This window comes from Streptomyces sp. WMMC1477 (assembly GCF_027460245.1).
Lineage (GTDB): Bacteria > Actinomycetota > Actinomycetes > Streptomycetales > Streptomycetaceae > Streptomyces.
The window spans coordinates 1,362,049-1,380,590 of sequence record NZ_JAPZBD010000003.1 but is presented as its reverse complement, the minus strand read 5'-3'; the positions used below and the strand labels follow the sequence as shown (position 1 = coordinate 1,380,590).

The following is an 18,542-nucleotide window of genomic DNA, read 5'->3' as shown; positions in this document are numbered from 1 at the left end:
GGACCGAAGTGACTGACACAGCCGACGACCTGACCGAGGTCGCGATCACCGGTATGGCCGGACGCTTCCCGGGCGCCCCGGACCTCGACGCGTTCTGGCGGCAGCTCGCGCGGGGCGAGGAGGGCGTCAGCGCCCTCACCGACGAGGAGTCGCGCGCCTCGGGCGTGGACCCCGCGCTGCTGGAGCGGCCCGACTACGTCAGGGCCAAGGGCGTCCTCGACGGCGGCGACCTGTTCGACGCCGCCTTCTTCGGCTACAGCCCCCGGGAAGCCGAGATCATGGACCCGCAGCACCGGGTGTTCCTGGAGTGCGCGTGGGAGGCGCTGGAGTCCGCGGGCGTCGACCCGCGCACCTTCGAGGGGCGCGTCGGCGTGTTCGCCGGCGCCGGACTCAACTCCTACCTGCTGTTCAACGTCATGCGCTCCGCCCGGGCCCGGGAGTCCGCGGGCGACTACCAGGTGATGCTGGGCGGGGACAAGGACTTCCTCGCCACCCGGGTCTCCTACAAGCTCGATCTCAAGGGCCCGAGCCTCACCGTCCAGACGGCCTGCTCCACGTCCCTGACCGCCGTTCACCTGGCCTGCCAGGCCCTGCTGGCCGGGGAGTGCGACATCGCCGTCGCGGGCGGGGTCAGCGTCGGCTCCCCGCTGCGCGCCGGCTACCTGTACGAGCCGGGCGGCATCCTCGCCCAGGACGGGCACTGCCGCCCGTTCGGGGCCGGGGGCGGCGGCACCGTCCCGGGCAACGGGGCGGGCGCCGTCGTCCTGCGGCGGCTGCCCGAGGCCCTGGACGCGGGCGACGTCGTCGACGCCGTCATCCGCGGCACCGCCGTCAACAACGACGGTTCGCTCAAGGCCGGCTACACCGCGCCCAGCGTCGAGGGCCAGGCCGAGGTGATCGCGGAGGCGCTGGCCGTGGCCGGGGTCGACGCCGACAGCATCGGCTACGTCGAGGCCCACGGCACCGGCACCGCGCTCGGCGACCCCATCGAGATCGCCGCCCTCACCCGCGCCTACCGGGAGCACACCGAGCGCCGCGGCTACTGCGCCATCGGCTCGGTCAAGGGCAACGTCGGCCACCTGGACGCCGCGGCGGGGGTCACCGCCCTCATCAAGACCGTCCTCGCCCTGCGCCACGAGACGATCCCGCCGAGCCTCCTCGACGGTGACCCGGCCCCGGGGCTCGCCTTGGAGGACAGCCCCTTCGCCCTCGCCGTCGCCGCCCGGCCCTGGCCCCGGGGAGCGGAGCCCCGCCGCGCCGGGGTCAGCTCCTTCGGCATCGGCGGCACCAACGTGCACCTCGTGCTGGAGGAACCCCCGGCCACCCCCGACACCCCCGACGCAGCCAAGGGCGCCGCCGGGGACGCCGTGCACGTCCTGCCGCTGTCGGCCCGCACTCCGAAGGCGCTCGCCGCCGCGGCCGGGCGGCTCGCCGAGCACCTGAGGACCCACCCCGGGCTGGACCTCGCCGACGTCGCCCACACCCTCACCCGCCGCCGGGCCTTCGAGTGCCGCGGCACGGTCGTCGCCCGCACCGCGGAGGTGGCCGCCGGCGCCCTGGACGAGCTCACCCCCGCCGAGGCCGTGACGGCCGCCGCGGGGCCGGCCCCGGTCGCCTTCCTCTTCCCCGGCCAGGGGACCCAGCACGTCCACATGGCCCGCGAGCTCTACGCCCACGAGCCGCGCTTCACGGCCGTGTTCGACCGCTGCGCCGAGCTCTTCCGCGCCCACCTCGGGGAGGACCTGCGCACCCTCGTCTTCCCGCCCCCCGGCGGCGAGGAGAGCGCGGCCCGGCGGCTGGAGCAGACCTCCGTCACCCAGCCCGTGCTGTTCGCCGTCGAGTACGCCCTCGCCCGGCTGTGGGAGTCGTGGGGCGTCGTGCCGCGCGCCATGGTCGGCCACAGCGTCGGCGAGTACACCGCCGCGTGCCTGGCCGGCGTGTTCTCGCTGGAGGACGCCGTCCGGCTGGTGGCCGCCCGCGGCCGCCTGGTGCAGGCCATGGAGCCCGGCGCGATGCTCGCCGTCTTCCTGCCCGAGCGGGAGACGCTGGCCCTGCTGGGCGACGAGCTGAGCCTGGCCGCCGTCAACTCCTCCCGGCTGTGCGTCGTCTCGGGCCCCGAGGAGGCCGTGGAGGAGCTGCGGCAGAAGCTCGCCGTCACCGGCGTCGCCACCCGTCGGCTGCACACCTCCCACGCCTTCCACTCGCCGAGCATGGACGGGGCGGTCCGGCCCTTCGTCGACGAGGTCCGCACCGTCGAACTGAACGCCCCCACCGTGCCGTTCTGCTCCAACGTGACCGGCACCTGGATCACCGACGCGCAGGCCACCAGCCCCGCCTACTGGGGCAGCCACCTGCGCGAGACCGTACGCTTCGCCGACTGCCTCGACGTGCTGCTGGCCGACCCGGAGCTCGTCCTCCTGGAGACCGGCCCCGGGGACGCCCTGCGCACCTTCGCCCGCGAGCACCGGGCCTTCGGCGCCGGACGCGCGCTGCTCGGCTCGCTGCCCCACCCGGGCGAGCGGCGCGACGACCGTGAGGTGCTGCGGGCCGCCTGGGGCGGGCTGTGGAGCGCGGGCGTGCCCGTGCAGTGGGGCGCCGCGGACCCGGAGCAACGGGGCCGGCTGATCCGGCTGCCCGGCTACCCGTTCCAGCGCAAGCGGTACTGGATCGAGCCCGACGCGGACGCCGCCGCAGCCGCGAGCCCGTCCCGTCCCGCCTCGGCCGACGGCGTGGACGACTTCTTCCTCACCCCGGGGTGGCGCCGCCTGCCCGAGGACCTCCGCCCCGGGACGCCGAGCCCCGCTTCCTGGGCCGTGCTCGGCGCCGACTCGCCCCTGGGCGCCCTGCTCGCCGAGAGGCTGGAGACCGCCGGCTCGCGCGTGCTGCGCGTCCACGCGGGCGAGGAGCTGGTCCGGGGCGAGGGCACACCGTGGACCGCCCACCCGCGGGACCGGGAGCACCTCGCCGCCGCGCTCCGGGAAGCCGGTACGACGGCCGGTGACGCGGGCCTGCGCGTCCTGCACCTGTGGAGCCTGGAGGCGGAGCCGGGCGCGGGTGAGCGGCCCGACGCCGGCTCCCTCTCCGCCGCCCGCCGCGCGGGCTTCGACAGCCTCCTCGCCCTCGCCCAGGCCGTCGGGGACGCCGAAGTGCCCGGCCCCGTGGCCGTCGAGGTGCTGTGCCGTGGCCTGCACGCCGTCACCGGCGACGAGGCGCTCCAGCCGGAGAACGCCACCCTCCTGGGCGCCTGCACGGTGCTCCCGCAGGAGGTCGCCGACGCCACCTGCCGCAGCCTCGACGTCACCGGGCTGGACCTGACCGCGCCGGGCGAACCGGCCGTCGACGCCGTGCTCGGGCTGCTCGCCCGGGAGACCGAGGACCGGGAACTCGCCCTGCGCGGCCGGCACTGGTGGGTCCGCGACTTCGACCCCGTCCCGCTGCCCGCCCCCGCCGCGGCGGAGAGCGGGCTGCGCGACGGCGGCGTCTACCTCGTCACCGGCGGTCTCGGCGGCGTCGGCCTCGCCCACGCCGAGCACATTGCGCGCACCGCGACCGGCCCCGTCCTCGGGCTCCTCGGCCGCTCCGCCTTCCCCGCCGAGGCCGACTGGGACGCCCACCTCGCCGACCACGGCCCCGACGACCCCACCGCCGTCCGCATCCGCCGGCTGCGCCGCCTCACGGAACTCGGCTCCCGCGTCGTCGTCCTGCGCGCCGACGTGACCGACGAGGAGGAGACGGCGCGGGCGGTGGCCGAACTGCGCCGCATCGGGGGCGGCCCGGTCAACGGCGTCGTCCACGCGGCCGGGCTGCCCTCGAACGGCATGATGTCCGTCAAGACCGCCGAGGACGCCGACGCGGTGTTCGCCGCCAAGACCCACGGCACCCTCGTCCTGGACCGCGTCTGCGCCGGGGACCCGCTCGACTTCCTGCTGCTGTGCTCCTCCCTCACCGGGGTCGTCGGCGGCCCCGGGCAGAGCGACTACTGCGGCGCCAACGCCTTCCTCGACGCCTACGCCGAGTGGCGGCGGCGGGACGGCGGCGTCCCGGTCACCTCGGTCGCCTGGGACACCTGGAACGGCGTCGGCATGGCCGCGGGCCTGCTCGACCGGTTCGGCGGCGACGCCACGGGCGAGCCCACCGGGCACCCACTGCTGCGGCTCGTGCGCACCGAGGAGAACGCCCGGACCTACGTCACCACCTTCAGCACCGCCGAGAGCTGGATCGTCGACGACCACCGCATCATGGGCCACGGCCTCGTGCCCGGCACGGCCTACCTCGAACTGGTGCGGGCCGCGGCGGCCGAACAGGCCGAGGGCCGGGACGTCGAACTCCACGACGTGCTCTTCATGGTGCCCGTCGTCGTGCCCGACGGGCAGACCCGCGAGGTGTTCACCACGGTCGAACGCCGCGACGACGGGCTGCGCTTCGTCGTCCGCAGCCGCACCGCGGACGGCGGCGACGGCGCGTGGCAGGAGCACGCGAACGGCTCCGTCTCCTTCCACGAGCCCGCCGAGGACCCGGCCGGACTCGTCCGCGACCTGGCGGAGCTGCGCGAGCGCTGCGAGGTCACCGAGGTCATCGAGACCGAGGCGGAGCTGAGCCGGCGGCTGCGGCTCGACCGCTTCGAGCGCGGCAGCGACATGGAGTTCAGCTTCGGCCCCCGCTGGCGCTGCCTGCGCTCCATCCACACCGGGGAGCGCCGCCTGCTGGCCACCCTGCGGCTCGACGACGCGTTCGCCGCCGACGCCGAGGACTACGCCCTGCACCCGGCGCTGCTCGACGTCGCCGGGGGCACCGCCCGCATCCACACCCCGGACGCCTACTACCTGCCCTTCACCTACCGCAGCCTGCGCGTCCACGCCGGGCTGACCCCGACCATCCACTGCTACGTGGAGCTGCGGGAGGCCGACGACAGCTCGGGCGAGACCATGACCTGCGACATCGACGTCCTCGACCCTGAGGGCCGGCTGCTCGTGCGCATCGGGGACTTCACCATCAAGCGCATCAACGACGTCACCGGCCTGCGGGAGCAGATCGACCGCGTCACCGCCGAGGACGCCGGAGCGGACCCGGCCGAGGAGGAGTTCAGCACCCTGCGGGCCCTCGGCGAGGGCATCGCCGAGGCGGACGGCACCGCGGCCCTGGCCAGGGTGCTCGCCGCCCCGCGCGTCCCGGCCCGTCTCCTCGTCTCCGGCAAGGACTTCGCCGCGGTCCGGCGGCTGGCCCGGGCCGTCACCCCGGCCCTGCTCGCCGAGGAGGCCGGGCGACTGGCGCCCACCGTCGGGACCCACCCGCGCCCCGAGCTGGACACCCCCTTCGTCGCCCCGCGCGGGGAGGACGAGGAGGCCGTCGCCGCCATCTGGCGGGACGTGCTCGGGGTCGAGGAGATCGGCGTCGACGACGACTTCTTCGCCCTGGGCGGCCACTCGCTCGCCGCCGTCCGGATCGGTGCGCAGATCCAGACCCGGTTCGGGCGCGAGCTGAGCATGCGCGACTTCTTCAGCTCACCCACCGTCGCCCACACGGTCGTGCTGCTGAACGGACCCGCCGGGACCGCGGGTGCGGCGGCCGACGACGCGATCGAGGTGCTGAGCCGCGACGAGCCGCCCGCCGCGGCGGAGGAGGACGTGAACGACCTCACCGACGAGGAGGTCGAAGCCCAACTGCGGGCCCTGCTGGCCGACGAGGCGGCCGACGACACCGAGGACGGGGACGACGCACGATGAGCACTTCTGACGAGAGCGGCGTGAGCGGCGTGAGCGAGCCGCGCGACCCGAGCGACCTGAGCGGCCTGTCGGCGGCCGAGAAGCGTGCCCTGCTCGCGGAACGCCTGCGGGCGAAGCGGGCGGCGAAGGCGAGCAGCGCGAACAGCGCGAGCAGCGCGAACAAGGCGAACAACGTGAGCACGGCGGGGAGGCCGCGGCGGCACACCTTCCCCGTCTCCTTCTCCCAGCAGCGGCTGTGGTTCCTCGAACAGCTCATGCCCGGCGGCGCCGCCTACAACGTGCCCGGCGCGCTCCGCGTCCACGGCCCGCTGGACGTCGAGGTGTGGCGGCGCAGCGTGCTGGAGATCGTCCGGCGCCACGAGTCGCTGCGCACCACCTTCGACGTGGGCGCCGACGGCGAACCCGTCCAGGTCGTCACCGAGGGCGCCGAGCCGGAGTTCGACGTCGTCGAGTGCGGCCACCTGCACGGCCCCCGGGGCGAGGCCGGCATCCGGGAGCTGGCCCGGGCCGAGTTCGCCCGGCCCTTCGACCTGCGCCAAGGTCCCTTGCTGCGCATGAGGTTCCTGCGCCTGGCCCCCGACGAGCACGTGCTGCTGCTCACCATCCACCACATCATCGGCGACCTGTGGTCCACCTCGGTGTTCTTCCAGGAACTCGTCGCCCTCTACCGGGCGTTCAGCGCCGGCGAACCCTCCCCGCTGCCGGACCTGACCGTCCAGTACGCCGACTTCACCGCCTGGCAGCGCCGCCGTCTGGAGGGCGACGCGCTGGACGGGGACGTCGAGTTCTGGCGCCGCACGCTGGAGGGCGCCCCGGCCGCCCTCGACCTGCCCACCGACCGGCCCCGCGCGGCCGTGCGCAGCGCGCGGGGCGGCTCCCGGCCCTTCCGGCTCTCCGCCGAAACCACCGACGCGCTGCGGGAGCTGAGCAGGCGCGAGGGCGTCACCCCCTTCATGGTGACCCTGGCCGCCTTCCAGGTGCTCCTGCACCGCCACAGCCGCCAGGACGACATCGTGGTCGGCGTCCCCGTCGCCGGCCGCGGCCGGCCGGAGATCGAGCCGCTCATCGGCTTCTTCGTCAACACCCTCGCCCTCCGCACCGACCTGGGCGGCGCGCCCACCTTCCGCGAGCTGCTGGCCCGCGTCCGGCAGACCTGCCTGAGCGCCTACGCACACCAGGAGGTGCCGTTCGAGCGGCTGGTGGAGGAGCTGCACCCGCAGCGCGACCTCTCGCGTTCGCCGGTCTTCCAGGTGTCCTTCGTCTTCCAGAACATCCCGCTGCCCGCCTTCGAGATCGGCGCGCTGAAGCTGGAGCCCATGGAGATCGAGAGCTCCACCTCCCGCTTCGACCTCGAACTCCAGGTCTTCGAGAGGCCCGAGGGCATCGGCGGCTGGTTCGAGTACGACAGCGACCTGTTCGACGGCCTCACCGTCGAGCGCATGTCGGCCCAGCTCGAACGCCTCGTCGCGCGGCTCGTCGCCGAGCCCGGGGCCACGGTCTCCGACGTCCCCCTCCTCAGCGGGGAGGAGGAGCGGCGGCTGCGCGCGCTCGGCAGCACCCCCGATCGCAGCTGGCCCGAACCCCTCCTCGTGCACCGCCGGTTCGAGCTCCAGGCCGCCCGCACCCCGGACGCGGAGGCCGTGCGTCTCGGGGACGACGCCCTCACCTACGCCGAGCTCGACCGGCGCGCGGACGGGCTCGCCCGCCGGCTGCGGAAGCTGGGCGTGGGCCGGGACGTCCTGGTGGGCCTGTGCGTCGAACGGTCTCCCGACATGCTCGTCGCCCTGCTGGCCGTGCTGAAGGCGGGCGGCGCCTACGTCCCGCTGGACCCGGGCTTCCCGCCCGAGCGCCTGGCGTTCATGCTGACGGACTCCGCCCTGCCGGTGCTGCTCACCCAGACCCATCTGCGCGACGCGCTCGGCGAGACGCGGGCCGTGACGGTGTGCCTGGACGCGCTCGACGAGGGACCCGGCGCCGGGGAGGCGGACGCGGCCGGACCGGACGCCGGGCCGGACGACGGGCCGGAGGCGGCCGTCGGCCCCGAGGACCTCGCCTACGTCATCTACACCTCCGGCTCCACCGGCCGTCCCAAGGGCGTGCAGATCCCCCACCGGGCCCTGGGCAACTTCCTGCACTCCATGGGGGAGCGGCCCGGCCTGGCCGAGGACGACGTCCTGCTCGCCGTCACCACCCTGTCGTTCGACATCTCCATGCTCGAACTCCTGCTGCCGCTCGTCGAGGGCGCCCGTCTCGTCCTCGTCCCCTCCGACGTCGCCGCCGACGGCGCCCGGCTGCGGGCGGCCCTGGCCGACAGCGGAGCCACCGTCATGCAGGCCACGCCCTCCACCTGGCGCATGCTTCTGGACGCCGGCTGGAGCGGAGCCCCGGGCTTCCGCGTCCTGGCCGGCGGCGAGGCCCTGCCCGCCGAGACCGCCCGGCGGCTGCTGGCGACCGGCGTGCGGCTGTGGAACATGTACGGGCCCACCGAGACGACGATCTGGTCCTCGGTCGCGGAGGTCCGGCCCGGTGAGCCCATCGCCCTCGGCCAGCCCGTGGCCAACACCCAGCTGCACGTCCTGGAGGCGGGCGGCGGCCTCGCCCCGCTCGGCGTGCCCGGCGAACTGTGCATCGGCGGACAGGGCCTCGCCCGCGGATACCTCGGCCGCGACGAGCTGACCGCCGAACGCTTCATCCCCCACCCGTTCCAGGAGGGCGAGCGCCTCTACCGCACCGGCGACCTCGTCCGGCGGCGGCAGGACGGCGGCATCGAGTTCCTCGGCCGTATAGACCAGCAGGTCAAGCTGCGCGGCCACCGCATCGAGCCGGGCGAGATCGAGAACGCCCTGACCCGGCAGGAGGTCGTCAAGGACGCGGTGACCCTCGTCCGCGAGGACACCCCGGGCGACCAGCGCCTGGTGGCCTACGTCGTCCCGGACGCCGATGCGGCGGAGGACGCCGACGCCGCGGAGGGCTGGGGGGCCGCCGCGAAGGCTGCGGGCCCGGACGGCCGGCGGTGGGCCGAGGAGGTCGAGCAGTGGCGGGACATCTGGGACTCCGCCTACGACACCGCCGCCGACGACGTCGACCCCGCCTTCGACATCCGCGGCTGGAACAGCAGCTACACCGGCGAGCCCATCCCCGCCGAGGACATGCGCGAGTGGGTCGACCACACCGTGCGCCGCGTCCTGGACACGGAACCCGCCTCCGTGCTGGAGATCGGGTGCGGCACCGGCCTCATCCTCTTCGGCGCCGCCCCGCACTGCACCCGCTACTGGGGCGTGGACATCTCCGAGGTCGCCCTCGGCCGGCTGCGCCGCGCCGTCGACGCCCCCGGGCGCGGCCTCGGCCACGTGCGGCTCTTCACCGCGGCCGCCGACGCCCTGGACCGGCTGCCCGAGCAGCTCTTCGACCGCGTCGTGCTCAACTCCGTCGTCCAGTACTTCGCCGACGAGCGCTATCTGCTGCGCGTCATCGAGGGCGCGCTCGCGCGGCTGGCCCCCGGCGGCTCACTCTTCCTCGGCGACGTGCGGAGCCTCCCGCTGCTGGAGACCTTCCACACCTCCGTACAGCTCGCCCACGCCGACGACGACACCCCCGTCGAGCAGGTGCTGCGGCGGGCCCGGCGGCACGCGGCCGAGGACGAGGAACTCGTCATCGACCCGGGCTTCTTCCACGCCCTGCGCGCCCGTCTCCCCGAACTCGCCGACGTCCGCTGCCTGCCCAAGCGCGGGCGGCTCGCCGACGAGCTCCGCCTCTTCCGCTACGACGTCGTGCTCACCACGCACGCAGCGACTGAAGCGACCGAGGCGACCGATGCCCCCGACGGCGCGGAGGACGCGCCGGAGCACCACGCCCCCGCCGACTGGCTCGACTGGCGGGAGGAGGAGCTCAGCGTGTCCGCCCTGCGCGGCCGGCTGACCCGGGAGCGCCCCCGCGTCCTGGCCGTCACCGGCGTCCCGCACGCCGCGCTGGACCCGCTGGCCGCGGCGCTCGCCGGGCAGCGGGTCCCCGCCACGGCCGCCGAACTGCGCGCCGCGCTCGCCGCGGCACCCGGAGCCGGAAACGCCACGGACCCCGAGGAACTGGCCCGGCTCGGCGAGGAGACCGGCTACCGCGTCGACCTCGGCTGGTCCCGGCACGGACCCGACGGCTCGCTCGACCTCGTCGCCCGCGCCCTCGACGAGAAGGGCACGCCCGTCGCCCCGCTGCCCGCCGCTCCGGAGCCGGAGCCGCGCACCGGCGGCTGGAGCGGCTACGTCAACGGCGCCGACCGCCGACTGGCCCGCCGTCTCGTGCCCCGGCTCAAGGCCGAACTGAGCCGGCGGCTGCCCGAGTACATGGTGCCCTCCGCGTTCGTCCTGCTCGACGCCCTGCCGCTCACCCCCAACGGCAAGACCGACCGCAAGGCCCTCCCCGCCCCCGACGGCACCCGCCGCGAGCTGGGCTCCGTCTACGTCGCCCCGCGCGACGCCACGGAGGAGACGCTGTGCGCGCTCTTCGCCGAGGTGCTCGGGCTCCCCGAGGCCGGGGTGGAGGACGACTTCTTCGCTCTGGGCGGGCACTCGCTGCTCGCCACCCGGCTCATCTCCCGCATCCGTGCCGTCTTCGACGTCGAACTCCAGGTGCGGGCCCTGTTCGAGACGCCGACCGTGGCCGCCCTCGCCCGCCGCCTCGGCCGGGCCGGCACCGCGCGCCCGCCCCTGGTGCCCCAGGAGCGGCCCGACCCCCTGCCGCTCTCCTTCGCCCAGCAGCGGCTGTGGGTCCTCGACCAGCTCGACGGTCCCTCGCCCACCTACAACCTGCCCATGGCGCTGCGGCTCACCGGAGCCCTGGACGCCGAGGCGCTGCGCGCCGCGCTCGCCGACGTCGTCACCCGGCACGAGTCCCTGCGGACCGTCATCCGCAGCACCGACGGCGTGCCGCGGCAGCACGTGCTGCCGCCCGAGGACGCCCGCCCCGCACTGCACCGGACGACGGCCGACGAGGCGGGCCTCGACGCGGCCCTGACCGCCGCGGCCCGGCACACCTTCGACCTGGCGGCCCGGCCGCCGCTGTACGCCGAGCTGATCACCCTCGGCCCCGAGGACCACGTCCTCGTGGCGGTCGTGCACCACATCGCCACCGACGGCTGGTCCATGGCCCCGCTCGGCCGCGACCTGGCCACCGCCTACACCGCCCGCCGCTCCGGCGCCGCTCCGGGCTGGGCGCCGCTGCCCGTCCAGTACGCCGACCACACCCTGTGGCAGCGCGGACTGCTCGGCGACCGCAACGACCCCGACAGCCTGTGGTCGCGGCAACTGGACTACTGGCGCGAGGCACTGGCCGGCCTCCCCGAACGCGTCACCCTGCCCACCGACCGCCCGCATCCCGCCGAGGCGACCCACCGCGGCGACGCCCTGGCCTTCCGCTGGGACGCCGCCGTGCACGACCGCGTCCTGCGGCTCGCCCGGGAGCTCGACGCGAGCCCCTTCATGGTCGTCCAGGCCGCGCTGGGCGCCCTGTTCACCCGGCTGGGCGCCGGCACCGACATCCCGCTGGGCGCCGCCGTGGCCGGCCGCACCGACCAGGCCGCCGAGGAGCTCGTCGGCTTCTTCGCCAACACCACCGTGCTGCGTGTCGACACCTCCGGCGACCCCACCTTCCGTGAACTCCTCGGCCGGGTCCGGGACCGCAGCCTGGACGCCTACGCCCACCAGGACCTGCCCTTCGAGTTCCTGGTCGACGCGCTGAGCCCGGCCCGCTCCCTGGCCCACCACCCGCTGGTCCAGACCATGCTGGCCTGGCAGAACGTGCCCGCCGCGGCCCTCGACCTGCCCGGCGTCACCGCGAGCCCGCTCGCCGCCACCACCGGCACCGCGCGCATGGACCTCGTCCTGTCCCTCACGGAGACGCACGGCCCGGCGCAGACGCACGGCACCGCGACCGGGGCGCCCGGCGCCGGGGCGGCGCCCGCCGGGATCGAGGGCACCGTCGAGTTCAACACCGACGTCTTCGACCCCGCGACCGTACGCACCCTCCTGGACCGGCTGCGGCTCCTCCTGGACGCCGTCACCGCCGACCCGGGGCGGGCCATCGGCGGCATCGACCTGCTCACGCCCGAGGAGCGGCACCGCATCCTCGTGGAGTGGAACGACACCGCGCGCGACTGGCCGCCGCGCACCCTGCCGGAGCTGTTCCGGGAACAGGCGGCGCGCACCCCCGACGCCCCCGCCCTCCTGCACGAGGACGGCAAGCAGACCTACGCCGAACTCGACGCCCGCTCCAACCGGCTCGCCCGGCTGCTGCTGGCCCGGGGCGTCGGCCCCGGGGAGCTCGTCGCCGTCGCCGTCCCGCCCCGCTCGGTCCCGCTCGTCACCGCCCTGCTGGCCACCGTCAAGGCGGGCGGCGGCTATCTGCCCGTCGACCCCGAGTACCCCGCCGAGCGCGTCTCCTACCTGCTCGGCGACGCCCGCCCCGCCCTCCTCGTCGCCACCACCGCGACCGCCGCCACGCTGCCGGAGACCGACGTCCCGCTGCTCCTGCTGGACGACCCGGAGATCCTGGCGGCGTGGGAGGACCAAAGCGCCGAGGGCCTCACCGACGCGGACCGCGCCCGGCCGCTCGACCCCTCCGACACCGCCTACGTCATCTACACCTCCGGCTCCACCGGCGCCCCCAAGGGCGTCGTCGTCACCCACACGGGCATCGCCAACCTCACCGCGGCACAGATCGAACGCTTCGGACTCGACGCACCGGGCAGCCGGCTGCTCCAGTTCGCCTCCTCCAGCTTCGACGCCTCCATTGCCGAGATCTGCGACGGCCTGCTCTCCGGTGCCGCCCTCGTGCTGGTCGCCAGGGACCGGCTGCTGCCCGGCGAACCCCTGGCCGCCACCTGCGCCGAGTACGGCGTCACCAACGTCACTCTGCCGCCGTCGGTGCTCGCGGCCATGCCCGAGGGCAGCCTGCCCCCGGAGCTGTCCCTCGTCGTCGCCGGCGAGGCCTGCCCGCCCGAACTCGCCGCCCGCTGGTCGGCCGGGCGCCGGATGATCAACGCCTACGGGCCCACGGAGACCACCGTCTGCGCCACCATGAGCGGCCCCCTGACCGGCGAGGGCACGCCCCCGATCGGCCGCCCCGTCCACAACGTCCGCGTCTACGTGCTCGACGACGGCGGCCAACCGGTGCCGCCCGGCGTCCCCGGTGAGCTGTACGTCGCCGGAACCAGCCTCGCCCGCGGGTACCTGCGCCGCCCAGAGCTCACCCGCGAACGCTTCCTGCCCGACCCCTTCGGCCCGCCCGGCACCCGCATGTACCGCACCGGCGACCTCGCCCGCTGGCGCGGTGACGGGCAGCTGGAGATGCTCGGCCGCACCGACCACCAGGTCAAGCTGCGCGGTTTCCGCATCGAGCCCGGCGAGGTCGAGGCCGCCCTCGCCGGCCACCCGGCCGTACGCCAGGCCGTGGTCGTCGTCCGCGAGGACCGCCCCGGCGACCGGGACCTCGTGGGCTACGCCGTCGCCGAGCCGGGCGACGGGGCCGGCGACGGGGACGGAGCTCCCGCGCGGCCCGAACCGGCCGTGCTGCGCGCCTTCCTCGCCGAGCGGCTGCCGCACTACCTCGTACCCGCCGCCGTCGTCGTGCTGGACGCCCTGCCGCTCACCACCAACGGGAAGATCGACCGACGGGCCCTGCCCGCACCCGACTTCGCCGCGGCGGGCGGGTCGCGCGCCCCGCGCACCCCGCGCGAGGAGGCGCTGGCCGCCGTCTTCGCCGAGGTGCTGGGCCTGTCCGAAGTGGGCGCCGAGGACAGCTTCTTCGACCTCGGCGGCGACAGCATCCAGGCCATGCAGGTCGTGGCCCAGGCCCGGGCGGCCGGACTCCACATCACCGCCAGACAGGTCTTCACCCACCAGACCGTGGCCGAACTCGCCACCGTGGCCGCCGACGGCGACACCCCCGCCGTCCACGACCCCGGCTCCGGCACCGTCGGCGCCACCCCCATGACCCACTGGCTGCGCGAACTCGGCGGCGAAACCGACGGGTTCAGCCAGGCCGCCGTCGTCCACACGCCCGCCGACGCCGACGAGCCGCGGCTGGCCCAGGCCCTGCTGGCCCTCGTCGACCACCACGACGCCCTGCGCGCCCGGCTCGACGTCACCGACGGCGCCTGGACCCTGCACGCCGACGAGCCCGGCACCGCGTCCGCGTCCGCGCTGCTGCGCCGGGTGGACGTGCGCGGGCTCGACGAGACCGCGCTGCGCGCGCGGGTCACGGCCGAACGCGCCGCGGCGGCCGCCCGGCTCGCCCCCGCCGACGGGCGGATGCTCGACGCCGTCTGGTTCGACGCCGGACCGCGCGCGACCGGGCGGCTGCTGCTCACCGTGCACCACCTCGTCGTGGACGGCGTGTCCTGGCGGGTGCTCCTGCCCGACCTGCGCACTGCCTGGACCGCCGTGGCGGCCGGCCGGCCCGCGGCCCTGCCGCCCGTGCCCACCTCCCTGCGGCGCTGGGCCGCCGCGCTGGCCGAGGACGCCCGGTCCGCCCGCCGCACCGCCGAACTGCCCCGCTGGACGGAGCTGCTCACCGGCACCGAGCGACTCGTCGACGGCCCGCTCGACCCCGCCCGGGACGTCGCGGGCACGGCGGGACGGCTCACCCTCACCCTGCCCGCCGACATCACCGCGCAGGCCCTCGGCCACGCCCCGGCCGTCCTGCGCGGCGGCGTCCAGGACGTGCTCCTCGCCGCGTTCGGCATCGCCCTCGGCCGGTGGCACCACCGCCGCAGCGGGCGGCCCGGCGCGCTCGCGGTCGACGTGGAGGGCCACGGCCGCGACGAACGCCTCCTGCCCGGCGCCGACCTCTCCCGCACGGTGGGCTGGTTCACCAGCGTCCACCCGGTGCGGATCGAGGCGGGGGAGCCCGCTGCCGAGGACGCCGGGCTCCCGGCCGCGCTCGACGCCGTCCTGCGGCAGGTGCGCGACGTCCCCGACGGCGGACTCGGCTACGGACCGCTCCGCCACCTCAACCCGGACACCGCGCCCCGCCTCGCCGCCCTGCCCGCCCCGCAGATCGCGTTCAACTACCTCGGGCGCGTGGCCGTCACCGGCGAGGCCGAACCGTGGACCCCGGTCCCGGCCGACCCGGAGGAGCCCCTCGGCGGCGGCGACACGGCGACGCCCATGGCCCACCCCGTCGAGCTCAACGCCGTCACCCACGACGGGCCCGACGGCCCCCGCCTCGTCGCGGACTGGTCCTGGGCCCCGGCCCTCCTGACCCGCGAGGACGTCGACCGGCTGGCGGCCGAGTGGTTCGCCGTCCTGCGCGCCGTCGTCGCCCACACGGCCACCCTGGAAGCCCCCGAGCGCGCACCGGGGACCGGCACCGGGGGAGTCACCGGGCCGGGCGGCGCGGCGGAAGAGCCCGTCACGCGGGTCGACCGCGACCGGGGTCTGCCCCTGTCCTTCGCGCAGCTCGACATCCTGCACCAGCCCGTCGACCCGCAGGACCCCCACCACAACGTCGTCACCGCCTCCCTCCTGACGGGCGCCCTCGACGTCGCGGCGCTGAGCGGCGCCCTCGACGATCTCGTCGCCCGCCACGAGGCCCTGCGCACCCGCGTCGTCCGCGAGGACGGCGAGCCCCTCCAGCGCGTCGACCCCGCCGGCACCTGGCCGCTGACCCTGTGCGAGGTCGACGCCGCCGACGCCGCCGCGCGGAACGCGGCACTGCGCGAGCGCGTGGACGAGGCCGTGGGCCGGCCGTTCTCCCTGGCGGAGGGGCCGCTCGTCCGGGGCACCCTGGTGCGCACCGGGGCCGAGGAACACGTCCTCATCCTCGTGATGCACCACATCGTCGTGGACCACTGGGCCTACGGCGTCCTCTACCGGGAGCTGGGCGCCCTGTACGCCGCCCGGACGCGCGGCCGCCCGGCCGCGCTGCCCGAACTCCCCTTCCAGTACGCCGACTACGCGGCCTGGCAGCAGCGTCGCCTCGCCGACGGCGCCCTCGACGAGCACGTGCGGTACTGGCGCGAGCGGCTGGCCGACCCGCCCGCCCCGCCCGTCTTCGACGCCCCCGTGCACCAGCGGTCGGCCGTCGCCGTCCGGGACGGCTTCACCCACGGCTTCGTGCTCGACGCCGGGGTGACGGCGGCCGTCCGGCGCACCGCCCAGCGCGAGGGCGCGACGGTGTTCATGACGCTGCTGGCGGCCTTCCAGCTCCTGCTGGCGTCCTACTCGGACAGCGAGGACGTCACCGCCGCCTTCCCCGTGGCCGGACGCGAACGCCCCGAGACGGCCTCCATGATCGGGTTCTTCATCAGCCCCGTCCTGGTGCGCTCCGACGTCTCGGCCGACCGCACCTTCACGGAGCTGCTCGCCGAGGTCTGCCAGGGTTCCCTGGACGCCTACGCCCACCAGGACGTACCCCTGCGAGCCATGCTCCACGAGCGCGCCACGGCCGGCAACGACGCCTTCCGTATCCTGTTCAACCTGCTCAACGCGGCGGACGGCGGACTCGACCTGCACGGAGTGCGGGCGTCGCCGCTCACCCTGGACGTCGGCGACGACGGGGTCTTCCCCGAGATGATCACCGAGATGCGGCCCGTCGCCGTCGACCTCTACCTCATGATGCGCGAGACGGACGGCGAGATGCGCGGCATGTGGCTCTACCGGCCCGAGCGCGTCGCACCGCCGGTCATGGCCGTGATGATGCGTCAGTGGACGCGGCTGCTCGCCCTGGTCGCGGAGCGGCCGGAGCTGACCGTCGGCGAGGTGCGCCGGGCGCTGCGGGACGAGAGCCTCGCCGCGGGGGAGGAGACCACGCCATGACGACACGCACCCACGACCGGCCCCCGGCCGGTCCGGAGCGGCCCGCCCGGCGCTGGCTGGGCGGCCGGACGCCGGACCCCGGGGCGGCCTTCCGGCTGTACTGCTTCCCCTGCGCGGGCGGCAGCGCGGCCATGTACCGCAGCTGGCAGGAGCGGGCACCGTCCCACGTCGAGGTCCGCCCGGTGGAACTGCCGGGCCACGGGCGGCGGCTGGGCGAGGACCCGTTCCTCGGGCTGCCGCCCCTCGTCCGGGCCCTGACGGAGGACCTCGCCGGCGAACTCCACCGCCCCTTCGCCCTCTTCGGGCACAGCATGGGCGGCCTCATCGCCTTCGAGCTGGCGCGGGCGTTGCGGGAACGCGGCCTCCCGCAGCCCGCGCACCTGTTCCTCGCGGCGACCGCGTCCCCGGAGCGGAAGGTCACCCGCACCGCCCTGCACGCCGCCTCCGACGAGGAGGTGCTCGACGAGCTGAGGGCCATGGGCGGCACACCCCGGGAACTCCTCGACGACCGGGAGCTGATGGACCTCGCCATCCCCACCCTCCGGGCCGACTACGCGCTGCTGCACACCTACGAGTACCGCGAGAAGCCGCCGCTTCCCGTCCCGTTCACCGTGCTCGGCGGGGCGGCCGACACGATCACCCCGCCCACCTCGCTGCCGGGCTGGCGCCGCCACACGACCGGCGGCACCGACCTGCGCACGCTCCCCGGCGGCCACTTCTTCGTCCAGGACACCGTCCCCGAGATCATGGCCGCCGTGCGCGCCGCCCTGCCCGTCCACGGTCCGTCCGTCACAGGGTGAGCACCCCGTGGACGGGCAGCCCGTGCAGCACCTCGGCGCTCACCCGCACCGTCCGGTCCCCGTCCTCGTACACCAGCCGCAGCCGCAGCGCGTTCAGCAGCTCGGCGCGGGCGACGTCGTCCGCCTCGGCCCACTCCATCAACGCGCGGAGGCGGCCGACCCGTTCGAGGAGCCGGTTGACCGTGCGCTGGGGCTGCCGCGCCGCCGACTCCCGCACCGTCGAACGCAGTGACCGGGGCAGCCACTGCCACAGCGGCTCGACGACCCGGTCCTCGCGGACGTACACGTTCACCGGGTGCGTCAGCCCGTTGGCCCGGGCGTACTCGCGGGGAAAGCGGCAACGGTAGTACGGCGCGCCGTTGTTCCGCGTCCCCTGCATCAGCCGCTCGCACAGGCCGCACCGCAGCCGGCCGCGCAGCAGGTACCGCGAGCCCGCCCGGACGGGCTCGGCCGGGGGCTCGGCCGGGGGCTCGGCGGCCTGCGCCCGGCCCCGCGCGCTCCCGCCCCGGCCGCGCTGCGCCAGGATGTCCTGCACGTCGCGGTACAGGGCGGGCGGGATCAGGGGCGGCGTCGGCTGCATCGTGCACAGGCCGCCGCAGCCGGAGCAGCCCTCCAGGTGGTCGAGCGCCATGTGCTCGCCCGCGTAACGGCTGTTGGTGATGATGGCCCGCACCGCCTGCTTGGACCACGCGCTGCCCCGGTGGTGCGGGTTGCGGCGCGGGTCGTAGGCGGAGGGGCGCGGTATGCCGCAGGCGGTGAGCCGCTCCGCGATCGACTGGAGCCCGCTGCCGGACACGTACTCCCGGAAGATGCGGCGGACGACGGGCGCGGTGTACGGGTCCGGCTCGAGCCCCGCCCGGTCGGGGCGCAGGCTGGGCCGGTACCCGTAGGGCGCCCGCCCCGCTCCGGCGGGATGGCGGGCGCAGGTGAGAGTGAGGTGGTCCCCCGAGGTCAACGTCATCGAAATCCCTCTGTCCCCTGAGTTTTTCCGAGGTCGGCACAGGAAGCGGCGGAATCGCGCCACACGGACCGGGCGGGCTGCCCGTGCGTGGGCGACACGGCGCCGGGCGGCGCGGTCAGGAGGTGCGGCGCGGCGGCCGGACGGGGGCCGAGGCGCCGGTTTCCGGAGGAACTCCGAAGCGGCACGGTATGCGGTCGGTACGGAGTGGTACTGGACGTCGAGCGCGCACGTGAATCTCCTTCACTGGTCA

At 75.7% G+C, this 18,542-nt stretch carries 4 protein-coding genes; 3 read left to right on the top strand and 1 reads right to left on the bottom strand.

Annotation, left to right across the window (positions count from 1 at the left end):
* Positions 1–8: 8 nt before the first annotated feature.
* The 3 genes from O7609_RS06385 to O7609_RS06375 are packed head-to-tail and all read left to right on the top strand — an operon-like array spanning position 9 to position 17,331.
* Positions 9–5,723 carry a type I polyketide synthase gene (locus O7609_RS06385; RefSeq protein ID WP_269743219.1) on the top strand — a complete coding sequence of 1,905 codons (5,715 nt, stop codon included), beginning with the start codon at positions 9–11 and terminating at the stop codon, positions 5,721–5,723.
* Positions 5,720–16,531, top strand: a complete 10,812-nt coding sequence (locus O7609_RS06380; RefSeq protein ID WP_269743218.1) for a non-ribosomal peptide synthetase — start codon at positions 5,720–5,722, stop codon at positions 16,529–16,531. Before O7609_RS06385 ends, O7609_RS06380 begins: the two co-directional genes overlap by 4 nt.
* Positions 16,528–17,331 carry a thioesterase II family protein gene (locus O7609_RS06375; RefSeq protein ID WP_269743217.1) on the top strand — a complete coding sequence of 268 codons (804 nt, stop codon included), beginning with the start codon at positions 16,528–16,530 and terminating at the stop codon, positions 17,329–17,331. The genes O7609_RS06380 and O7609_RS06375 overlap by 4 nt, the downstream gene beginning before the upstream one ends.
* On the opposite strand, the gene O7609_RS06370 is transcribed toward O7609_RS06375, so the two are convergent.
* Complete coding sequence (locus O7609_RS06370; RefSeq protein ID WP_269743216.1) at positions 17,321–18,292, bottom strand: recombinase family protein; 972 nt, start codon at positions 18,290–18,292, stop codon at positions 17,321–17,323. The two genes, O7609_RS06375 and O7609_RS06370, sit on opposite strands and share 11 nt — an antisense overlap.
* Between the last annotated feature and the right edge of the window lie 250 nt (positions 18,293–18,542).

Coding starts and splice junctions, on each gene's coding strand:
- O7609_RS06380 (WP_269743218.1), top strand. CDS start 5,720: ATGAGCACTTCTGACGAGAGCGGCGTGAGCGGCGTGAGCGAGCCGCGC.
- O7609_RS06370 (WP_269743216.1), bottom strand. CDS start 18,292: ATGACGTTGACCTCGGGGGACCACCTCACTCTCACCTGCGCCCGCCAT.
- O7609_RS06375 (WP_269743217.1), top strand. CDS start 16,528: ATGACGACACGCACCCACGACCGGCCCCCGGCCGGTCCGGAGCGGCCC.